The sequence below is a fragment of the Pseudomonas kribbensis genome, from assembly GCF_003352185.1.
Lineage (GTDB): Bacteria > Pseudomonadota > Gammaproteobacteria > Pseudomonadales > Pseudomonadaceae > Aquipseudomonas > Aquipseudomonas kribbensis.
Map to the genome: position 1 here is coordinate 1,138,867 of NZ_CP029608.1, position 20,012 is coordinate 1,158,878.

Below are 20,012 nucleotides of genomic sequence, written 5' to 3' on the forward strand. Positions count from 1 at the left end.
TCGACTTAAAGACCGGCAGCCATGGCTTTGTCGATCAGCCAGTTCAGGTTCGGGCCACGGTCGCTGTTCACTTCCACCGGGCGGCCGGCGAAGGTGCTGTCCAGCGGCTCGTCAGGCTGGATCTGCACGCGGATGTCGGAGGACAGGTCGGCGCTTTTCAGGCTGGTGCTGCTGATGATCTTGCCGGTGCGGGTCTTGTCTTCGCCGGCGATCTGGAAGCTCACCGGGGTGCCCGGACGCACGTCGCCGAACTGGCGATAGGAGAAGCGCGCATCGACGGTGGCCTGGGTGTTGCGCGGTACCAAGGTGAAGATCACGTCGCCCTTGCTCGCGTACTGACCGTCAGCCACCAGTTGCTGGGCCACGGTGCAATCGCACGGCGAGGTGAGAGTGCCGGTCATCTGCTTGCCGAACAGCTCTTCAACCTTTGCCGGTTGCAGTTGATCTTCGTCCAGATGGCCCTTGAGCACGTCGAGCATGCTGGTGCTGAAAGTCGCCAGCGGTGCGCCCTTGGCGGCGACGCCGTCGGACTTCACCAGGCTCTGCACGGTGCCGTCGCGGGGCATGGTGATGTTCATCCCCGGCACGCTGACCAGACCGGCCTGTGCGTGGCTGACGAAATACATGCTGTACACCGATTTGAAGACGAAACCCGCTGCCACGAGGCCGATCGCGAAGATACCGGCGCTGAAGGTCACGGCTTTCAGGCGACCGAACGGGGTCATGCCGTGGCCGCCGTCCTTGACCTTGCGCGCCTTGGTGAAGTTGTCGCGCTGCAGGGTCGCCAGCACTTCGCCGATGCTGACGATGTCGCCGGCCAAGTGCGAAGTGATCAGGTGGCGCAGGGTCGAAATGTCCTGCGGCTCGAGGTTCTGGAACTGGCAACCGGCGCGGCCGGTCTGGCGGTCGTAAGAGCGCACTTGCAGTTCAACGTCCATGGCGATGCCGAGGTTGTCGATGACGAATTGCAGGCGCGCCTTGTACACCTGGCCGACGGTCAGCGGCAGTTGCCCGGCATTGAACGCCAGACCACCGGCGGACAGGTCGATGACCCGCGCTTCGACCGGTGTGCGGTCAGGGCCGAAGAACCGCAGCTTGGCCGGGATTTTCACCCGGGCGTGCTGGCGCTGGGCTTCGGATTCATGCACTACGTTGACGTTGACGGCGGTATTCATGGGGGCGATTTCCTTGTTAATTCAAGAGGGGCAGGTCAGACCATCATCAGCAGCACGGCGACGAAAATGCTGCCGGCGGAGAAGGTCATGGTCCGAGACGACCAGGTGTTGAACCAACGTTGAAAGCTGGCGAGATCACGGGTCAGGGAAGTGGGCTGGCGAGTCCAGGATTGCTGGTCGAGGCGGAAGAACACGTAGATCTTCACCAGCGCACCGACGATCTGGTTGTAATAGAGAATCACCGGGTAGGCCGGGCCGATGCGGTGACCGGAACACGACAGCAGCAGCGTCAGAATCAGGCGGGTGATGCCGATCCACAGCAGGTAGGCGAGGATGAACGCGCCGCCGTATTTGAAGCTGGCGATGATCGCCACTGTCAGGCCCAGCAGCGAGGTCCACATCGATACACGCTGGTCGAACAGCACCACCGAGGTGAAGGCGCCGAGGCGTTTCACACCCAGGCCCAGGGCTCGCGAGTTCTGCCGCAGGTTGTTGCCGTACCAGCGGAACATCAGTTTGCGACTGGCCTTGATGAAGCTCTTTTCCGGCGGGTGTTCAACGGTATTGATCGCCGCGTCCGGCACGTAGAAGGTGTCGTAGCCCAGGCGCATCAGGCTGAACCAGCTCGACTTGTCGTCGCCGGTCAGGAACTTGAAGCGGCCCAGTCGCCAGTGTTGCAGCGAGTCGCTTTCGACGTCGGCGATGAAGTCCGGGTTGGTCACCACGGAGGCACGGAACACCGACATCCGGCCGGTCATGGTCAGCACGCGCTTGGACAGGGCCATCGAGCACATGTTGATGTGGCGCTGGGCGAAACGCAGCTTGTGCCACTCGCTCATGATGTAGCCGCCGCGCACTTCGCAGAATTCGTTGGTGGTCAGGCCACCGACATTGCCGAACATCTGGAACCACGGCACGGTCTTGCGCACCACGCCTTCGGCGAGCACGGTGTCGCCGTCGATCACGGCCACCACGGCGCGGTCGTCCGGCAGGTGACGGGAGATCGCACGGAAGCCGTAGGCCAGGCCATCGCGTTTGCCGGTGCCGGGAATGCGCACGAAGTCGAGCTTGACCCGGTCCGGCGGATTCATCCGCGCCCACAGTGCCTTGACCAGCAGCTCATCGGACATTTCAACGATGGAGCAAACCACGGTGGTCGGCAGTTCGCAGTCGATGGCTTCGCGGATCACCGAGCTGTAAACCTGCGCGGTGGTCAACGCGTCGATGCGGAAACTGGTGACCATCAGAAACACATGGGACGGGTCCGCCGCCTTGCCCAGCTTGCGAACCTTGCGGCGCAGGTGCGGGTAGACGATGTAGAGAAAGATCATGCCGCGCACAAAGTGCGTTGCACCCATCGAGTAGCGCCAGATACCCACGGCGCCAATCAGGAAAATGAAGTCCTTCGACTCGGAGTCGAACGTGGACTCGGGCAGCATCAGGGCCAGGCCCATCAGCAGGCTCAGAAACAAAAGCCAGCCGGCGGATTGCAGAAAAAAATGTTTGAGCTTGGACATGACCGTCATCCGAAGGTGATGGGGGCTTCAGGCCGCCCGCCGATTCACGGCGTGCGGCTTGAAGCTCGAGGCTTGCTGCTGCGTTACCAGCAGATCCCTTCGGTGCGGGTGCCGGCATCGGTGGCCTTGGCCATGAAACCGACCAGGTCGATGACCTGTTTGCCGTGCGGTGCCTGTTGAGCCAGGGAGCGGAACTTCTCGTCGCGGTTGCCGAGGATGATCACGTCGGAGTTGTCGATCACCGAGTCGAAATCCGCGTTGAGCAGGGACGACACGTGGGGGATCTTCGACTCGATGTAATCCTTGTTCGCGCCGTGGACACGGGCGTACTGGACGTTGCTGTCGTAGATGCTCAGGTCGTAACCCTTGCCGATCAGCATCTCGGCCAGTTCCACCAGCGGGCTTTCGCGCAGGTCGTCGGTGCCGGCCTTGAAGCTCAGGCCGAGCAAGGCGACTTTGCGTTTGTCGTGGCTTTCAACGATGTCGAAGGCGTTCTGCACTTGCGATTCGTTGCTGCGCATCAGCGAGTTGAGCAGCGGTGCTTCCACGTCCAGGGAACCGGCGCGGTAGGTCAGGGCACGCACGTCCTTTGGCAGGCACGAGCCGCCGAAGGCGAAGCCCGGGCGCATGTAGTACTGGGACAGGTTGAGGGTCTTGTCCTGGCAGACCACGTCCATCACTTCACGGCCATCGACGCCCACCGCTTTGGCGATGTTGCCGATCTCGTTGGCGAAGGTCACTTTGGTCGCGTGCCAGACGTTGCAGGTGTACTTGATCATCTCGGCGACGGCGATGTCCTTGCGGATGATCGGTGCGTCGAGTTCTTCGTACAGCGATTGCAGAACGTCGCCCGAGGCCTTGTCGAACTCGCCGATGACGGTCATCGGTGGCAGGTCGTAGTCGGCGATCGCGGTGGACTCACGCAGGAACTCAGGGTTGACCGCCACGCCGAAATCGACGCCGGCCTTCTTGCCGGAGCAGTCTTCGAGAATCGGGATCACCACGTTGGCCACGGTGCCCGGCAGTACGGTGCTGCGCACCACGATGGTGTGACGGGTGGATTTTTCACGCAGGACAAAACCGATCTCGCGGCACACTGCTTCGATGTAGTTCAGTTCCAGGTCGCCGTTCTTCTTGCTCGGCGTGCCGACGCAGATCATCGACAGGTCGGTGTCGCGAATCGCCTCGGCGAAGTTGGTCGTGCCGCGCAGACGACCGGTCTCGATCCCTTGCGCCAGCAACTCGCCCAGGCCCGGTTCGACAATGGGGGATTTGCCAGCGTTGATCATGTCGATCTTGTCTTTGGCAACATCGACGCCAACCACGTCATGGCCCCGTGCAGACAGGCAACCGGCGCAGACTGCACCGACGTAACCCAAACCAAATATGCTGATGCGCATCGCAATTACCTCTGTATATATCAGGCCGTTAGAGGGCCGGAGTTAATGGTGTTCAGCGGTCTTAGTGCACTCGAAAGTGTGACTTGCAGGCGTCACAATGCCGTGTGCAGGCATACTAAGTTTCGAGTGTCTAAATAAGTGCACTCAAGATGTGCGCAACCAGGCCTTATTGTTGTGACATGCCCTGTTATGCAGCGGATCCTCTGGCAAGAGGACTCTTGTGCAATCTCGTATTGCGCGCCCGATGTCAGGCGCAGGCCTGTAGATCGGGCGGTTGGGTGCTCAGGCGAGCACGTTTATAAGGGCGCGGCCTTGGCCTTGTAGGGGATATTGATGGTGCGTATCTCCTGTCCTTCGCTAGTTGTCCAGAGTTGTTATCCATTCAGGCAAGTTGCTGTGACAACTTGGTTACATGGTTTTGATCTCTGCGTAAGTTATCTCGTACATATTCGGCGAGAATCGTTACCGGTGGTATGAGCTATGCATTTGGACATAGTTCCTGTCCGCTCATCGCGAAATCTGAAATTTTTTGAAATATTGAGAAAGATGGCACTGCTCTCATATTGATAGCACTTTCCATTTCGCCCTTTATTAATAGGCAGATAATCGCGTTAGATGGTTTTGTGCCACTACCCGGAAAAAATTTGGGTGCCACTACTGAAAAAAATGACAACTGTCGAGTGAAAGAAAAGATAGAAATGGGGGTGATGTTTTTATGGCGCCAATAAATCGGCGAAAAGAAGGGAGGTTTTTTTGACGTCGTGCGAGGTGCACGACTCTTTATATAAAGAGTCGTGCAATGGGCATGCTTTATTCGGGTGCGTGATCGCGCAGAAACACCAGATTGTCCGGTTTTGATTGCTCGGCGCTGTAGCGATAGCCCTGCACATCGAACTGTTTGAGGGCCGCCGGATCGTTGATGCGTTCCTGGATCACGAAGCGGCTCATCAGGCCACGGGCTTTCTTGGCGTAGAAACTGATGATCTTGTACTGGCCGTTCTTCAGGTCCTTGAACTCGGTGTTGATGATCCGCGCGTTCAGGGCTGTGCGTTTAACCGCCGAGAAGTACTCGTTGGACGCCAGGTTCAGCAGCACGTCATCGCCCTGGTCGGCCAGCGCTTCGTTCAGCCATTCGCTGATGCGCGTGCCCCAGAACGCGTACAAGTCCTTGCCCCGGGCGTTGGCCAGTTTGGTGCCCATTTCCAGCCGATACGGCTGCATCAGGTCGAGCGGGCGCAGCAGGCCGTAAAGGCCGGAGAGCATGCGCAGGTGCTGTTGCGCGTAATCGAAATCGGCTTCGCTGAAGCTCTGGGCGTCGAGCCCGGTGTAGACGTCACCCTTGAAGGCCAGCAGTGCCTGCTTGGCGTTGGCCGGGGTGAACGCCGGTGTCCAGCTGCCGAAGCGTGCAGCATTGAGGCCGCCGATCTTGTCGGAAACGTGCATCAGTTCGCTGATCTGGGCAGGCGTCAGTTCGCGCAACTGCTGGATCAGCTCCTGGGAATGGTCGAGGTATTGCGGCTGGGTGAAGCGCTGGGTCGCCGGCGGTGTTTCGTAATCGAGGGTCTTGGCGGGGGAAATCACCATCAGCATGAAGTCGTCTCCTTTAATCGTGGGGGCGATTCTAGGGGGTTGGGACGGATGACTCCAGCTATCAGGTCCATAGGTGATCGGCGGTTCGCCAGCCGGATCGGCTATAGTGCCGCGCGGGTTTTGTTATGGAGACACCCCTTTGCGCATTGTTCTTTTATTCACCGTGTGGCTGTTGAGCTTCGGGGCCGTCGCGGCGCCGGGTGATATTGCCACGCTCGATCGCAGCACCTGGCCGGAGAAACTCGACAACCCGACCCTGTTCGACGTCGCCTCCCGGGCGGAAGTCCTGATGTTCGCCCGGGGCCTGCTGGGCAGTGAAGCACTGGATGAGGCCGCGCTGGCCCAGCGTCTGGGGCTGCGCACGGTCAATCTGGAGGCGATCAACAGTCTGCGCGAGCGTCTGTGGCAGCGTTTGCTGACCAGCTACAACTATGCCCAGCAGAGCTGCGATCAGGACGCTTCCTTCTGCTTCCTCGTCGAAGACCTGCCGACCCTGCGCGAGCAGGCGGCCAAGTTCGTGGTCAGCGAGGAAAGCTATTACACGAAGTGGGCCGAGCCGAGCCGGATCTTCCATCAGCAGTATCTGGATGAACTGCTGCGCAAGGCGGCGTTGTCGCCGCAGACCACCAGCGAAGTCGATCATTTCGGTGACTACGAGCGCAACGGCGACGACATGCATGACCGCTTGTTCCTGTTGAGTTTCGACAGCGCTGCCAACCTGCAGCCGGACAACACCGAATGGCTTGCCGACTACCTGCGCAAGGCAAACCTGAGTGGTACGTTCTTCATGTTGGGCAAGGACATTCAGGCGCGACTGACCGAACATTCTGTCAGCAACCTGCAATCACTCTTCTCGCGGCAATGCGTTGGCGTACAGGGCTGGGAATTCCGTTCCCACAGCCACTGGCAGGACTGGCAGGATTCGGTGCGCCGCAGCGCCGATCTGGTCAAGAACAAGCTACCGGAAAACTACGTACCGCTATTCCGCCCACCTGAGGGGCAGCGCCGCAGTGATGCCGGCAGTTTCTTGCGCAATCAGGGCCTGCAAGTGGCGCTGTGGGACATCGATGCCCAGGACGGCGCCGGCAAGCTCAAGGGCAATCCCAGCGCGCAGCGGGTGCTGACCCTGATGCTGTTGTGGCGGCACGGAGTGATCAATTTCAACATGAAGCAGGACGCGGTGAAGACAGCGTTGCCGTGGCTGATCACGCAGACCGCGCAAAGCGGCATCGGCTGGGAAGACTGTCAGGACGCTTTTCGCTGACAAACGGCAAGAGCCCGGAAACAGTGGGCTTGGGGTAATTTTTTTGCAGGATTCGATGCAGGCGGACTTCCGACTCTAACGGGGGCGCGGCGGTCCGCCAAGGGCTTTTCGTCACTTTGCAAAATAAACTTCAAAAAAGCGTCAAAGTGCTTTTTTCTGTCACGGGTTTTGGAGTATTACGAAGTCAGACCGCCGAAACCTGCAACACAGGTGGCGTCTTCCAAGACCCATTTTGTGTGCAATTCACCTGCTATTCCGAACAAAAGCTTCGCAGGTGGATTCGGCAGTCACTTCGAGGCGCAGCACCGCCCAGGTATTGCGTCGAATGGCTCCCACAAAGGTGACCGAGTATGGATGATCACGGACGTAGCCCTTCCTCCAACCAGCCAATCCTTTATGTACTCGATACCAACGTACTGATTCACGATCCAAACGCCCTGCTGAATTTCGAAGAACACCACGTCGCGATCCCGATGACCGTGCTTGAAGAGCTGGACAAGCTCAAGAGCGGGCATCACAGCGTGGCCGCCGAATGCCGCCAGGCCATCCGGCTGATCGACAAGACGTTGGGCGATGCCTCGCCCGAAGACGTCGAGCAAGGGGTGCCGATCCAGCGCGGAAAGGGCGGGCCTAAAGGTTTGCTGTCAATTCTGATGAGCAAACAGGCCGAATCGAACCTGATTCTGCCCGAGCACCTGAACGACAACAAAATCATCAACCAGTTGATCGATCTGCACACCCGCGATCCGAAGAAACCGGTGGTGCTGGTCACCAAAGACATCAACATGCGCCTCAAGGCGCGGGCCTGCGGGATCGACGCCGAGGACTACAGCACCGACCAGTTGGTAGATGACGTGTCCCTGCTGCCCAACGGCTATCACAACATGACCGGCTCCTTCTGGGACCGCGTGAGCAAGGTCGAAACCCGTCAGGACCATGGCCGCACCTGGCACCAGGTGCAACTGATCGACAACCTGCCAGCCGTGCACATCAACGAGTTCATCATCGATGAGCAGGGCTTTGTCGGCTGGATCAAGGAGATTGAAGAGGACCGTCTGCTGATCCTCGATCTGCACCAGGAACCGCTGCTGCATCAGGAAGCCTGGGGCCTCAAGCCGCGTGACATCTATCAGAGCCTGGCGCTGTACGCCTTGCTCGACCCGGACATTCACCTGGTCAACCTGTCCGGTGCCGCCGGTTCCGGCAAGACCATCCTGGCGCTGGCAGCTGCGATCGAGCAGACCATGGTCAGCAAGCGTTATCGTCGCATCATCGCCACCCGCAGCGTGCAGGGCCTGGACCAGGAAATCGGCTTCCTGCCCGGCACCGAAGCGGAAAAAATGGAGCCTTGGCTGGGCGCCATCACCGACAACCTCGAAGCCTTGCACATGGATGACGAAAACACCCATGGCAGCGTCGACTACATCCTCAGCAAAGTGCCGTTGCAGTTCAAATCGCTCAACTACATTCGCGGTCGAAGCTTCCAGCAGAGCCTGATCCTGATCGACGAATGCCAGAACCTCACGCCGCACCAGATGAAAACCATCATCACCCGGGCCGGCGCCGGTTCCAAAGTGGTGTGCCTGGGCAACCTGGCACAGATCGATACCCCTTATCTGTCCGCGACCAGTTCCGGGCTGACCTACCTGACCGAACGCTTCAAAGACTTCCCCAACGGCGTACATATCACGCTGCAAGGGGTGCCTCGCTCGATTCTGGCCGAATACGCCGAATCCCATCTGTAACCCGCCAAATGGAACCGGGCGACTGCAAAGTCGCCCGGTTTTTTGTGTGCGCAATTCTGACCCTCGGGTTTACAATCGACGCTCCTGATCAGGAGTAACCCCGTGCTGACTCATCTCGATTCCCAAGGTCGCGCCAACATGGTCGACGTCACCGAAAAAGCCGTGACGTTCCGCGAGGCGACGGCCCAAGCGCTGGTGCGCATGCTGCCCGACACTTTGCAGATGATCGTCAGCGGCGGCCATCCCAAGGGCGACGTGTTCGCCGTGGCGCGCATCGCCGGCATTCAGGCGGCGAAGAAAACCAGTGACCTGATTCCCCTGTGCCATCCGCTGATGCTCACAGGCGTCAAGGTCGAACTCAGCGCCGAAGGCGACGACGCCGTGCGCATCGTGGCCCGTTGCAAACTGTCCGGGCAGACCGGCGTCGAGATGGAAGCGCTGACCGCCGCCAGCGTCGCCGCGCTGACGATCTACGACATGTGCAAGGCCGTGGATCGCGGCATGACCATCGAAAGCGTGCGCCTGCTGGAGAAGGTCGGCGGCAAGAGCGGGCATTTCCAGGCGGAGCAGCCATGAACCTGACCGTGAAGTTTTTTGCCCGTTACCGCGAGGCCTTGGGTGTGGATTCGGTGAAGGTCGAAGGTGATTTCGCGACGGTCGAAGACGTGCGTGCATTGCTCGCCAAGCGTGACGGCGCCGAGGTACTGAGCGAACAGAACCTGATGTGCGCGCGGAACGAAGATTTGTGCCAGCTCGACGAGCCAGTGGTCGATGGCGACGAAGTGGCGTTTTTCCCCACCGTGACCGGAGGCTGAGGCATGGCGATTCGTGTGCAGTCCACGACGTTCGATCCCGGTGCTGAAGTCAACGCGATGCACGCGGCCAATGTCGGCGTCGGCGCGGTGGTGAGTTTTGTCGGCTACGTGCGCGATTTCAACGATGGGCTCGATGTCGCCGGAATGTTCCTCGAACACTATCCGGGCATGACCGAAAAGGCTCTGGGCAAGATCGCCGTCGAGGCCGAACAGCGCTGGCCGCTGTTGAAGCTGGAAGTGCTGCACCGCATCGGCGCGCTGGAACCGGGCGAACCGATCGTGTTCGTCGGTGCCGCCAGCGCTCATCGTCAGGCGGCATTCGACGCCTGCGCCTTCGTCATGGATTACCTGAAAACCCGCGCGCCGTTCTGGAAGAAAGAGAACACCAGCGACGGCCCGCGCTGGGTCGAAGGTCGTGACAGCGATCATGCGGCGGCGGATCGCTGGAAGCAGTAACGCCTCTCCCCAATCAATCTCCCCTCGACTCCCGACCATCGGCTGACGCCGATGGCGTTTGTCCAATTGACGGTTTGTACGTAAAAGTCCAGTATGGATTTACAAGTACAAATACAGCGTTTCCCGTTTCAGCTCTTTCTTCTGTCTTGCCAAACCAACAACAACCCGCGAGAGAACGAACATGAAGAAACTCCCCCTCATCACCGGTCTGGCGCTGAGCCTGTTGGCGTGCAGCAGCGTGTTTGCCGCCGAGAAAACCCTGCGCATCGGTATCGAAGCGGCCTATCCGCCCTTCGCCTCAAAGACCGACCAGGGTGAAATCGTCGGTTTCGACTACGACATCGGCAATGCCCTGTGCGCGCAGATGCAGGTCAAATGTGTGTGGGTCGAGGGCGAGTTCGACGGTCTGATTCCTTCCCTGAAAGTGAAGAAAATCGACATGGCGCTGTCGTCCATGACCATCAATGAAGACCGCAAGAAGTCCGTGGACTTCACCCACAAGTACTATTTCACCTCGTCGCGGCTGGTGATGAAGGAAGGCGCCACGGTGGATGATCAGTACGCCAGCCTCAAGGGCAAGACCGTGGGCGTGCAGCGTGCGACCACCACCGACCGTTATGCCACCGAGGTGTTCGAGCCCAAGGGCATCAACGTCAAGCGCTATGGCAACAACGAAGAAATCTACATGGACCTGGCGGCCGGCCGTCTCGACGCGATCTTCGCCGATACCATTCCGCTGACCGACTTCCTGTCGATGCCACGCGGCAAAGGTTACTCCTTCGTCGGGCCTGAGCTTAAAGACCCGAAATACGTGGGTGAAGGCGCCGGGATCGCGGTGCGCAAGGGCAACACCGAACTTGTCAGCCAGTTGAATACCGCCATCGACGGCATTCGCGCCAGTGGCGAGTATCAGAAGATTTCCGAGAAGTACTTCAAGTCCGACATCTACGGCGACTGAGTTTCAAAATGTGCAGCCTGCCATCGCAGGCTGCACGCTTTCAGCCCTTCAATTCCTTCAAATGCTTGTACACCGTCGCCCGCCCCATGTTCAGCACATTGGCCACGTAGTTCGAGGCGCTCTTGCCCTTGAACGCTCCCTCGGCGTGCAGCGCCAGCACCAGTTCGCGTTTGTGATCGCGAGTCAGCAGATTCAGGCTCAGTTGCCGTTCCCGTAGCCAGGCGTGCAGGAAAGTGTTGATGCGCTCCTGCCAGTCATCGCGAAACAGCGAGTCCGGTTGTGGAATCAGCTTGCTCGGCGAGAGGAACAGATCCAGCGCAGCCTTGGCGTTCTCGAACAGCGAAATATTCAGGTTGATGCACAGCACAGCCAGCGGACGCCCTTCGCTGTCGCGCAGCACGGTGCTCAGGCTGCGAATCTTCTGGCCGTCCCAGTTGAGCTTTTCGTACGGACCGATGTTCCGTTCGCTGACGTCGTCGCTGAGCATGTCTTCCAGCGACGATTCATCACCAATCACCCGTTTCGACAGGTTGTTGGCGATGTAGTCGACCTTCTGTGTGCGCAGGTCATGCAGCACCACTTCGGCGTGGGGAAAGAACAGGGTGGCGATGGCATCGGCGATGGCGTGATAGTTATCCAGCGCGGCGTCATTCGGCTCGGGCGTTTGTTCGGGGGCGGTCATAACTGTGGAGCTCCAGGCAACGTCAACGCCCCCGTGGTCCGGGGGCGTTGCGAGTGTGCCGCAATCCGTTGGGCGAGTCATCCGGGTGGGCGGTCAGGACAGGCGGGCAGGGGAGAGCATGGCGGCGCTCAGGCCGAACTGCTTGAGGTGCTCGGGTAACGATTCACCGCGCACCAGCGCTGCGCTAGCCATGCCCATGGCCGGCGAAGTCTGGATACCGTAACCGCCCTGGGCCGCGACCCAGAACAGCCCCGGCACCTGCGGATCGAACCCTGACAGCAAATCGCCGTCGGCGACGAAACTGCGCAGGCCGGCCCAGGTGCGGGTCGGTCGGCGGATGGTCAGGGTCGTCGCTTCTTCGATCTGGTAGATGCCCATGGCGATGTCCAGTTCTTCCGGCTGCACGTCGTGGGGCTCGACCGGATCGGCGTTGGCCGGGGAGCCGAGGAACATCCCGGCGTCGGGCTTCATGTAGAACGACTCGTCGAGGCTGACCAGCATCGGCCAGTGATGAATGTCCACGCCTTCGGGGCCGGCGAAGATGAACGCGGCGCGGCGTTTCGGTTGCAGGCCCAGCGGCCGGGCACCGGCCAGGGCACCGATCTTGTCGGCCCAGGCGCCTGCCGCGTTGATCACGATGGGCGCGCTGAAGGTCTGGCCGTTGGTCTGCACTTGCCAGACGCCGTCGGCATCACGGCTAAGCCCGAGCACTTCGCAATCGGTCAGGACTTGCCCATTGTTGCGACGGATACCACGCAGATAACCCTGGTGCAGCGCATCGGTGTCGATGTCGCTGGCGGTCGGGTCGTAGATTGCGCCGTGGACTTTTTCCCGACGCAGAATCGGCAATCGCACGCAGGCTTCTTCCGCGCTGAGCAATTGCATCTCCGGCACCGTGGCTTTGGCGCTCAGGTATTGATTGTTCAGTTCGGCGGCGTCGCCAGTGAAATCCACGGTCATTTCGCCGCGCGGGGTCAGCAGCGGATGTTCACAGAAACCGCTGGGCGGGTGATCGAAAAACGCCCGGCTGGCCTGGGTCAGCGCCCGAACCTGCGGGGTGCCATAAGCGGCGGTGAACAGCGCAGCCGAACGCCCGGTGGAGTGATAGGCCGGGTGCGACTCACGCTCCAGCACCACGACCTTGCCGTGTTGCGACAGCCAGAAACCGGTGGACGCGCCGGCAATCCCGCCGCCGATGATGATGAAATCTGCATGACTCATGAAAATCTCCGGTGTCAGCGCTGCAATTGATAGACGGCGTTGGCCAGGGCGATGTCTTCCAGGCCCAGGCCGATGGAGCGGAAAAACACGTGACGGTCGTAACCCGGACGCTGCACTTTTTCGCTGAGCAGGTCCGCGAGGTCACCGAGGATCGCGCGGTTGTCCCAGCCATGCTGTTCGCCGGCGATCAGCATTTCTCCCGCAGAACCCGGCGTGGTCAGACGATAGTCGCAGAACACTTGCATGTCGTTGAGGCTCTGCGGCGGCACTTCGTGGGCGCGCGGTGCGTTGGTGCTGATCGAGGTGATCAGCGCCGGTTTGCTCAGGGTTGCCGGGTCGATCACAGGTCCTGCGGAGGAGGTGCAGAGCATGATCACGTCGGCGTCGGCAATGGCGGCTTCGCGGCTGTCGGTGATTTGCACGCGCGGATCAAGGGCTTGCAGCAGGCTGGCGGTTGCCCCGTCTTCGCTCAAGGAGGGCGAGTACACGTTGATACTCTGCCAGTCGCGCAGATTCCTGGCGTAATGCAGGTGTGCCTGGGCAACCTTGCCGCTGCCGATGATCGCCAGGCGTTTTGCGTTCGAAGGGGCCAGAGCGTCGACAGCGACAGCTGTGGTCGCAGCGGTGCGTGCGGTGGTCAGTTCACCGGCATCGCAGAGCAGCAGCGGCTGGCCGGTCTGCATCGACATCAGCAGCGTCCACGCCGTTACCATCGGGCCTTGCTCGCGAACGATGTACGGCGAAGTCTTGACCCCGTACACGCCGTCTTCGGCCAGTACGCCCAGATAGTTGATGAAGTCCCCGGCACCCTGTGGGAATTCCACCAGTTGCTGCGCCGGTTGCACCGCACGCCCGGCCGCCAGATCGCGGAACAGCTTGCGCAGGATCTGCGGCACATCGATCCGGGCCAGAAGCTCGCGGGCCTGGGTTTGATCAATCACGTACGGCGTACTGGACATGTCGGACTCCGGAGACTGTTTATAAACTAATTTGTCCATTATGGACTTTTAGTTTTATTGAACAATATCCGGGCGAAAAAAAAGCGCAGTCCGTTGCCGGCTGCGCTTCTCTTTATGGCGTCGTTTACTGTGGACGCTTGCGCTCAACCGCCCGCAACAGATGCGTTGGTGGCGTTTCACAGCTGATCTTGCGACCGAGTTTTTCTTCGATGGACGGCAACTGATAGGAGTCGTCTTCACCGGCGAAGCTGATCGACACGCCGTCGGCGCCAGCCCGACCGGTACGGCCGATGCGGTGCACGTAGTCGTCCGGCACTTCCGGCAGGGTGAAGTTGATCACATGGCTGATACCGTCGATGTGGATGCCGCGACCGGCCACGTCGGTGGCGACCAATACGCGGATCCTGCCTTCGCGGAAACCCTCAAGCGTCTTGATCCGCTTGTGCTGCGGCACGTCGCCGGACAGTTGCGCGGCGTTGATGCCGTCACGTACCAGACGTTCTTCGATGCGGCGCACTTCGTCCTTGCGGTTGGCAAACACGATGACCCGCTCCCAGCCGTTGTCGTTGACCAGGTTGAAGAGCAGTTTGTATTTGTCGGCACCGGCCACCGCGTAGATGTGCTGTTCGACGTTTTCGTTGGCCACGTTGGTGACCTCGATTTCGACGATGGCAGGATCGGTGGTCCACTGCTTGGCGAGGTTCATCACGTCATCGGTGAAGGTCGCGGAGAACAGCAGGGTCTGGCGTTCGCTTTTCGGCGGGGTCTGGCGAATGATCTGCCGTACCTGCGGGATGAAGCCCATGTCGAGCATGCGGTCGGCTTCGTCCAGCACCATCACTTCGACCATGTCCAGATGCACGTCGCCGCGCTGGTTGAAGTCGAGCAGACGGCCCGGGGTCGCGACGAGGATGTCGCAGTGGCGGGCTTCGAGGTGTTTGAGCTGCTTGTCGAAGTCCATGCCGCCCACGAACGTCATGACGTTGAGGCCGGTGTACTTGGTCAGGTCGGCGGCGTCCTTGGCGATCTGCACCACCAGCTCACGGGTCGGCGCGATGATCAGCGCCCGTGGCTCGCCCATGTAGCGCTCTTTCGGCGGCGGGGTCTGCAACAGCTGGGTGATGATCGAGATCAGGAACGCGGCGGTCTTGCCGGTACCGGTCTGGGCGCGGCCGATGGCGTCTTTACCGGCAAGGGTGAAACCCAGCACCTGGGCCTGGATCGGCGTGCAATACGGGAAACCCAGGTCGTGGATGGCGTGCATCAGTTCCGGGGCGAGTTTGAAATCGTGGAAACGGGTCTTGCCTTCCTGTGGCTCGACGACGAAATCTTCGAGTTTCCAGGGAATGACCGGCGCCTTGGGCTTCGGTTCGCGGCGTGGCTTGGCCGGTTTTGGTGCTTCGCTGCGGGCCGGTTCAGTGACCGGTGCGGCGACAGGGTCGGTTTTCGGTTCGCGTTTCGGTGTGGCTACGGGAGCCTGGCGGTCGGCCTGTTTGCCATCGCTGCGATGGCCGGGGGCGTGCGACGGCGCACTGGGAGCGGGCGCGAGCTGCTCAGCCTCGCTTTTACCGAACATCTTCTTGAGTGCTTTGAGCACGGTCATCTCATCAATTGGTTAAGGAATGTACGCCGGCCAGTGTAATGCAAGAAACGGGCGCGGCGTAGTGGGATGATCAAAGGGGCCCGACCACCGGAAAATCGAGCCCCGGACGATCAGCGCAGACGTTCGCTCAGCCATACGCCGATGTCGCGAATTTCTTCGGGTAACACTTCGTGCTCCATTGGGTATTCCTGCCATGTCACGGTGACACCATGGGCCTTCAGATACTCATACGCCGTGCGGCCCATGGAGTTCTGCACCACGTTGTCGAACTGGCCGTGCAGCGCCAGCGCCGGAATCCGTTGCTGGCTGGCGGACAGCTCCAGTTCGTCACTGAAGGTCGGCGCGTAGGTCGACAACGCCAGCACGCCGCCCAGCGGTCCCTGCCATTTCAAAAACGCGGTGTGGTAGACCACGGCGCCGCCCTGGGAAAAACCGGCGAGGAAAATCCGCGAAGCGTCTATTCCGCTGGCGCGCTGTTGTTCGATCAATTCGATGACGTGATCGGCGGAGGCTTCCAGCTCATCGCGGTCGATGGCCCGGGCCGGGCTCATGGCCTTGATGTCGTACCAGCTCGGCATGGCATATCCGCCATTGATGGTCACCGGGCGGGTCGGCGCCTGAGGCAGGACGAAGCGGGTGCTCAGCAGGCTTTCCTGCAAGGCCTCGGCCACCGGCAGGAAGTCATAGCGGTCGGCGCCGAGGCCGTGCAGCCAGATCACGCAGGCGTCGGCTGCCTTAACAGGCTGAAGAATCAAGGGCTCGGTCATGGCTGCTCCAAAAATGTGCGGGCGCTCTCATTAAGTGCGTGATTGGGGTGCGCGCCCGGTTGATCCGTTAAGAAGATGTCGCAAGGCTACAAGTTTTGCTATTGACCTGTCGCTCAATCGCTTCAGCGAGCGGTGTGGTACGGGCTTTGCTATGAGGTAGTCGTGCAATCGATCTCGCGCCTGGCGGTAACACTATCAGTGAACGCCCGGCGACGGGATAGCAAAGAATCCGGTGATGGATGTTCGCCAATGGCCGCAACGGGCTTCGCGAACGTGAAAGGGCTACCGCCCGTTCGGCCGACTGGTGAGAAGTGAGTTGTCCATGATGTGGATTTTCTCCTACTAGACTCATAGCGAAGGTCCTGCGTCGGTTGACCCCATAAAAAGCCAACACGGGTCAACAACGCCTCAAAAGGGTGCGACTGGACTCAAGCTCCGACACAACAAGAGCAAAACTGGAGGTTTGAATGAAGATGTTGAAATCCACGCTGGCGATCGTGACTGCTGCTGCAGTACTGGGTGTCAGCGGGTTCGCTCAGGCGGGTGCAACCCTGGATGCGGTACAGAAGAAAGGTTTCGTGCAGTGTGGCGTGAGCGACGGTCTGCCAGGTTTCTCCGTACCGGATTCGACCGGCAAGATTCTCGGCATCGACGCCGACGTCTGCCGTGCCGTGGCCGCTGCCGTGTTCGGCGATGCGACCAAGGTCAAGTTCAGTCAGTTGAACGCCAAGGAGCGCTTCACCGCGCTGCAGTCCGGCGAGATCGACATCCTGTCGCGCAACACCACCATGACCAGCTCCCGTGACGCCGGCATGGGCCTGAAATTCCCTGGCTTCATTACTTACTACGACGGCGTGGGCTTCCTGGCCAACAACAAGCTGGGCGTGAAAAGTGCCAAGGAACTCGACGGCGCGACCATCTGCATTCAGGCCGGTACCACCACCGAGCTGAACGTCTCCGACTACTTCCGCGCCAATGGCCTGAAGTACACCCCGATCACTTTCGACACCTCCGATGAAAGCGCCAAGTCGCTGGAATCCGGTCGTTGCGACGTGCTGACCTCCGACAAGTCCCAGCTGTTCGCCCAGCGCAGCAAACTGGCTTCGCCGAAGGACTACGTGGTTCTCCCGGAAACCATTTCCAAGGAACCTCTGGGCCCGGTCGTGCGTAACGGCGACGACGAGTGGCTGGCCATCGTGCGCTGGGTCGGCTACGCGCTGCTCAACGCTGAAGAAGCCGGCATCACTTCGAAAAACGTACTCGAAGAAGCCAAGTCCACCAAGAACCCGGACGTTGCCCGTCTGCTGGGTGGCGACGGCGAGTACGGCAAGGACCTGAAACTGCCGAAGGACTGGGTGGTGAAAATCGTTTCCCAGGTGGGTAACTACGGCGAAATCTTCGAGAAAAACCTCGGCAAGAGCACTCCGCTGGAAATCGACCGTGGCCTGAACGCGCTGTGGAACAACGGCGGCATTCAGTACGCACCACCAGTGCGCTAATGGTTCTATCACCCGGCGGGCCAACCGCCGGGTGATGTTCTGTTCCATTTCTTGCGGGGCACTTCATGCAAAATTCAATCGGCGCACCAAAGCAGAGGTTCAGCCTCAGCGATCCGCGTGTGCGTGCGTGGCTATTCCAGATCATCACTGTCGTGGCGGTGGTCGCCATGGGCTGGTATCTGTTCGACAACACCCAGACCAACCTGCAGCATCGGGGCATCACGTCCGGGTTCAGCTTTCTGGAGCGCAGTGCCGGGTTCGGCATCGCTCAACACCTGATCTCCTACACCGAAGCGGACAGCTATGCCCGCGTGTTCGTGATCGGCCTGCTCAACACTTTGCTGGTGACTTTCATCGGCGTGATCCTGGCGACTTTGCTGGGTTTCATCATCGGTGTGGCGCGGCTGTCGCCGAACTGGATCATCAGCAAACTGGCGACCGTGTATGTGGAAGTCTTCCGCAACATTCCGCCGCTGCTGCAAATCCTGTTCTGGTATTTCGCGGTGTTCCTGACCATGCCGGGGCCGCGCAACAGTCACAACTTCGGCGACACCTTTTTCGTCAGCAGCCGTGGCCTGAACATGCCGGCCGCGCAGATGGCTGACGGCTTCTGGGCGTTTGTGATCAGTCTCGTGGTGGCTATTGTCGCCATCGTGCTGATGAGCCGTTGGGCCAACAAACGTTTCGAGGAAACCGGCGAGCCGTTCCACAAGTTCTGGGTCGGCCTGGCGATGTTCCTGGTGATCCCGACACTGTGCGCGCTGATCTTCGGCGCTCCGCTGCATTGGGAAATGCCGAAGCTGCAAGGCTTCAACTTCGTCGGCGGCTGGGTACTGATCCCGGAACTGCTGGCCCTGACCCTGGCCCTGACCGTGTACACCGCGGCGTTCATCGCCGAGATCGTGCGTTCGGGGATCAAGTCGGTCAGCCACGGCCAGACCGAAGCAGCCCGTTCCCTCGGCCTGCGCAACGGTCCGACCCTGCGCAAGGTGATCATCCCGCAAGCGCTGCGCGTGATCATTCCGCCGCTGACCAGCCAATACCTGAACCTGGCGAAGAACTCCTCGCTGGCGGCCGGTATCGGTTACCCGGAAATGGTTTCGCTGTTCGCCGGCACCGTGCTGAACCAGACCGGCCAGGCGATCGAAGTCATTGCCATCACCATGAGTGTGTACCTGGCGATCAGTATCAGCATTTCCCTGCTGATGAACTGGTACAACAAGCGCATTGCGCTGATCGAGCGGTAAGGAATAGCGCATGAGTACTCATACTTTCAAACCCGACATGCCACCGCCGGCCAAGGTCTTCGGCCCGATGGCGTGGATCCGCGCGAACATGTTCTCCAGCTGGCTCAATACCCTGCTGACTCTGTTTGCGTTCTATCTGATTTACCTGGTGATTCCGCCGTTGCTCAGCTGGGCGATCTTCGATGCCAACTGGGTTGGCACCACTCGCGCCGACTGCACCAAGGCGGGCGCCTGCTGGGTGTTCATCGAGCAGCGTTTCGGCCAGTTCATGTACGGCTACTACCCGGCGGACCTGCGCTGGCGCGTGGACCTGACCGTGTGGCTGGCGGTCATCGGCGTGGCGCCGCTGTTCATCAAGCGTGTGCCGCGTAAAGCGGTGTACGGGCTGAGCTTCCTGGTGGTGTATCCGATCGTTGCCTGGTGCCTGCTGCATGGCGGCGTGTTCGGCCTGAGCGCCGTTGCCACCAGCCAGTGGGGCGGCCTGATGCTGACTCTGGTAATTGCCACCGTCGGTATCGCCGGCGCGCTGCCGCTGGGGATCATGCTGGCTCTGGGACGACGCTCGAACATGCCGGCCATTCGTGTGGTCTGCGTGACGTTCATCGAGTTCTGGCGCGGCGTGCCGCTGATCACCGTGCTGTTCATGTCGTCGGTGATGCTGCCGCTGTTCCTGCCCGAAGGCATGAACTTCGACAAGCTGCTGCGGGCACTGATCGGCGTGATCCTGTTCCAGTCGGCCTACGTTGCCGAAGTGGTGCGCGGCGGTCTGCAAGCGATCCCCAAAGGCCAGTACGAAGCCGCGGCCGCGATGGGCCTCGGTTACTGGCGCGCCATGGGCCTGGTGATTCTGCCGCAAGCCCTGAAGCTGGTGATTCCCGGCATCGTCAACACCTTCATCGCGCTGTTCAAGGACACCAGCCTGGTGATCATCATCGGCCTCTTTGACCTGCTCAACAGCGTCAAACAAGCCGCTGCCGATCCGAAATGGCTGGGCATGGCCACCGAAGGCTACGTGTTCGCCGCCCTGGTGTTCTGGATTTTCTGTTTTGGTATGTCGCGCTATTCCATGCATCTGGAACGCAAGCTCGACACTGGCCACAAGCGTTAGGAGTTT

Annotated in this window: 18 protein-coding genes; 9 read left to right on the plus strand and 9 right to left on the minus strand. The window is 60.3% G+C overall.

Features of this window, described 5'->3' with window-relative positions; genetic code table 11:
- Positions 1–5: 5 nt before the first annotated feature.
- The 4 genes from DLD99_RS05150 to yaaA form a co-directional block, all read right to left on the minus strand.
- Positions 6–1,175: an alginate biosynthesis protein Alg44 gene (locus DLD99_RS05150; protein WP_114881484.1), complete on the minus strand. Its 1,170-nt coding sequence runs from the start codon at positions 1,173–1,175 to the stop codon at positions 6–8.
- Positions 1,176–1,210: 35 nt separating this feature from the next.
- Complete coding sequence (gene alg8, locus DLD99_RS05155; RefSeq protein ID WP_162803455.1) at positions 1,211–2,692, minus strand: mannuronan synthase; 1,482 nt, start codon at positions 2,690–2,692, stop codon at positions 1,211–1,213.
- Positions 2,693–2,775: 83 nt separating this feature from the next.
- Positions 2,776–4,092, minus strand: a complete 1,317-nt coding sequence (locus DLD99_RS05160; protein ID WP_085711697.1) for a nucleotide sugar dehydrogenase — start codon at positions 4,090–4,092, stop codon at positions 2,776–2,778.
- Positions 4,093–4,902: 810 nt separating this feature from the next.
- Positions 4,903–5,682, minus strand: coding sequence for a peroxide stress protein YaaA (gene yaaA / locus DLD99_RS05165; RefSeq protein WP_085711696.1), 780 nt, complete (start codon positions 5,680–5,682; stop codon positions 4,903–4,905).
- Between the two features lie 139 nt (positions 5,683–5,821).
- Here yaaA and DLD99_RS05170 point away from each other — a divergent pair, with 139 nt between their 5' ends.
- The 6 genes from DLD99_RS05170 (at position 5,822) to DLD99_RS05195 (ending at position 10,920) form a co-directional block, all read left to right on the plus strand.
- A complete protein-coding gene (locus DLD99_RS05170) occupies positions 5,822–6,946 on the plus strand; it encodes a polysaccharide deacetylase family protein (RefSeq protein WP_114881485.1) in 1,125 nt (374 codons plus the stop codon).
- Positions 6,947–7,296: 350 nt separating this feature from the next.
- Positions 7,297–8,691, plus strand: coding sequence for a PhoH family protein (locus tag DLD99_RS05175; protein ID WP_085711694.1), 1,395 nt, complete (start codon positions 7,297–7,299; stop codon positions 8,689–8,691).
- Positions 8,692–8,793: 102 nt separating this feature from the next.
- Positions 8,794–9,267 (plus strand): cyclic pyranopterin monophosphate synthase MoaC, encoded by a 474-nt coding sequence (moaC, locus tag DLD99_RS05180; RefSeq protein WP_007957321.1) that lies wholly within the window; start codon positions 8,794–8,796, stop codon positions 9,265–9,267.
- A complete protein-coding gene (gene moaD, locus DLD99_RS05185; protein WP_114881486.1) occupies positions 9,264–9,506 on the plus strand; it encodes a molybdopterin converting factor subunit 1 in 243 nt (80 codons plus the stop codon). The genes moaC and moaD overlap by 4 nt, the downstream gene beginning before the upstream one ends.
- 3 nt (positions 9,507–9,509) lie before the next feature.
- A complete protein-coding gene (gene moaE / locus DLD99_RS05190; protein ID WP_114881487.1) occupies positions 9,510–9,962 on the plus strand; it encodes a molybdopterin synthase catalytic subunit MoaE in 453 nt (150 codons plus the stop codon).
- Between the two features lie 181 nt (positions 9,963–10,143).
- Positions 10,144–10,920, plus strand: coding sequence for an ABC transporter substrate-binding protein (locus tag DLD99_RS05195; RefSeq protein WP_114881488.1), 777 nt, complete (start codon positions 10,144–10,146; stop codon positions 10,918–10,920).
- Positions 10,921–10,960: 40 nt separating this feature from the next.
- Here DLD99_RS05195 and DLD99_RS05200 read toward each other — a convergent pair whose 3' ends face one another.
- The 5 genes from DLD99_RS05200 to DLD99_RS05220 form a co-directional block, all read right to left on the minus strand.
- Positions 10,961–11,602, minus strand: a complete 642-nt coding sequence (locus DLD99_RS05200; protein ID WP_085711690.1) for a helix-turn-helix transcriptional regulator — start codon at positions 11,600–11,602, stop codon at positions 10,961–10,963.
- Positions 11,603–11,695: 93 nt separating this feature from the next.
- Positions 11,696–12,823 carry an NAD(P)/FAD-dependent oxidoreductase gene (locus DLD99_RS05205; RefSeq protein WP_114881489.1) on the minus strand — a complete coding sequence of 376 codons (1,128 nt, stop codon included), beginning with the start codon at positions 12,821–12,823 and terminating at the stop codon, positions 11,696–11,698.
- Between the two features lie 14 nt (positions 12,824–12,837).
- A complete protein-coding gene (locus tag DLD99_RS05210; RefSeq protein WP_114881490.1) occupies positions 12,838–13,782 on the minus strand; it encodes an ornithine cyclodeaminase family protein in 945 nt (314 codons plus the stop codon).
- Positions 13,783–13,906: 124 nt separating this feature from the next.
- Positions 13,907–15,385 (minus strand): ATP-dependent RNA helicase RhlB, encoded by a 1,479-nt coding sequence (rhlB, locus tag DLD99_RS05215; protein WP_085711687.1) that lies wholly within the window; start codon positions 15,383–15,385, stop codon positions 13,907–13,909.
- Between the two features lie 110 nt (positions 15,386–15,495).
- Positions 15,496–16,152: an alpha/beta hydrolase gene (locus tag DLD99_RS05220; RefSeq protein ID WP_085711686.1), complete on the minus strand. Its 657-nt coding sequence runs from the start codon at positions 16,150–16,152 to the stop codon at positions 15,496–15,498.
- A gap of 467 nt (positions 16,153–16,619) precedes the next feature.
- Here DLD99_RS05220 and DLD99_RS05225 point away from each other — a divergent pair, with 467 nt between their 5' ends.
- The 3 genes from DLD99_RS05225 to DLD99_RS05235 all read left to right on the plus strand — a co-directional run bounded on the left by DLD99_RS05225 (position 16,620) and on the right by DLD99_RS05235 (position 20,006).
- On the plus strand, positions 16,620–17,651 hold the full coding sequence (locus DLD99_RS05225) for an amino acid ABC transporter substrate-binding protein (RefSeq protein WP_085711685.1): 1,032 nt from the start codon (positions 16,620–16,622) through the stop codon (positions 17,649–17,651).
- A gap of 65 nt (positions 17,652–17,716) precedes the next feature.
- Positions 17,717–18,898 (plus strand): amino acid ABC transporter permease, encoded by a 1,182-nt coding sequence (locus DLD99_RS05230; protein WP_114881491.1) that lies wholly within the window; start codon positions 17,717–17,719, stop codon positions 18,896–18,898.
- A 10-nt stretch (positions 18,899–18,908) separates the two neighbouring features.
- On the plus strand, positions 18,909–20,006 hold the full coding sequence (locus tag DLD99_RS05235; RefSeq protein ID WP_096819186.1) for an amino acid ABC transporter permease: 1,098 nt from the start codon (positions 18,909–18,911) through the stop codon (positions 20,004–20,006).
- Positions 20,007–20,012 lie beyond the last annotated feature (6 nt).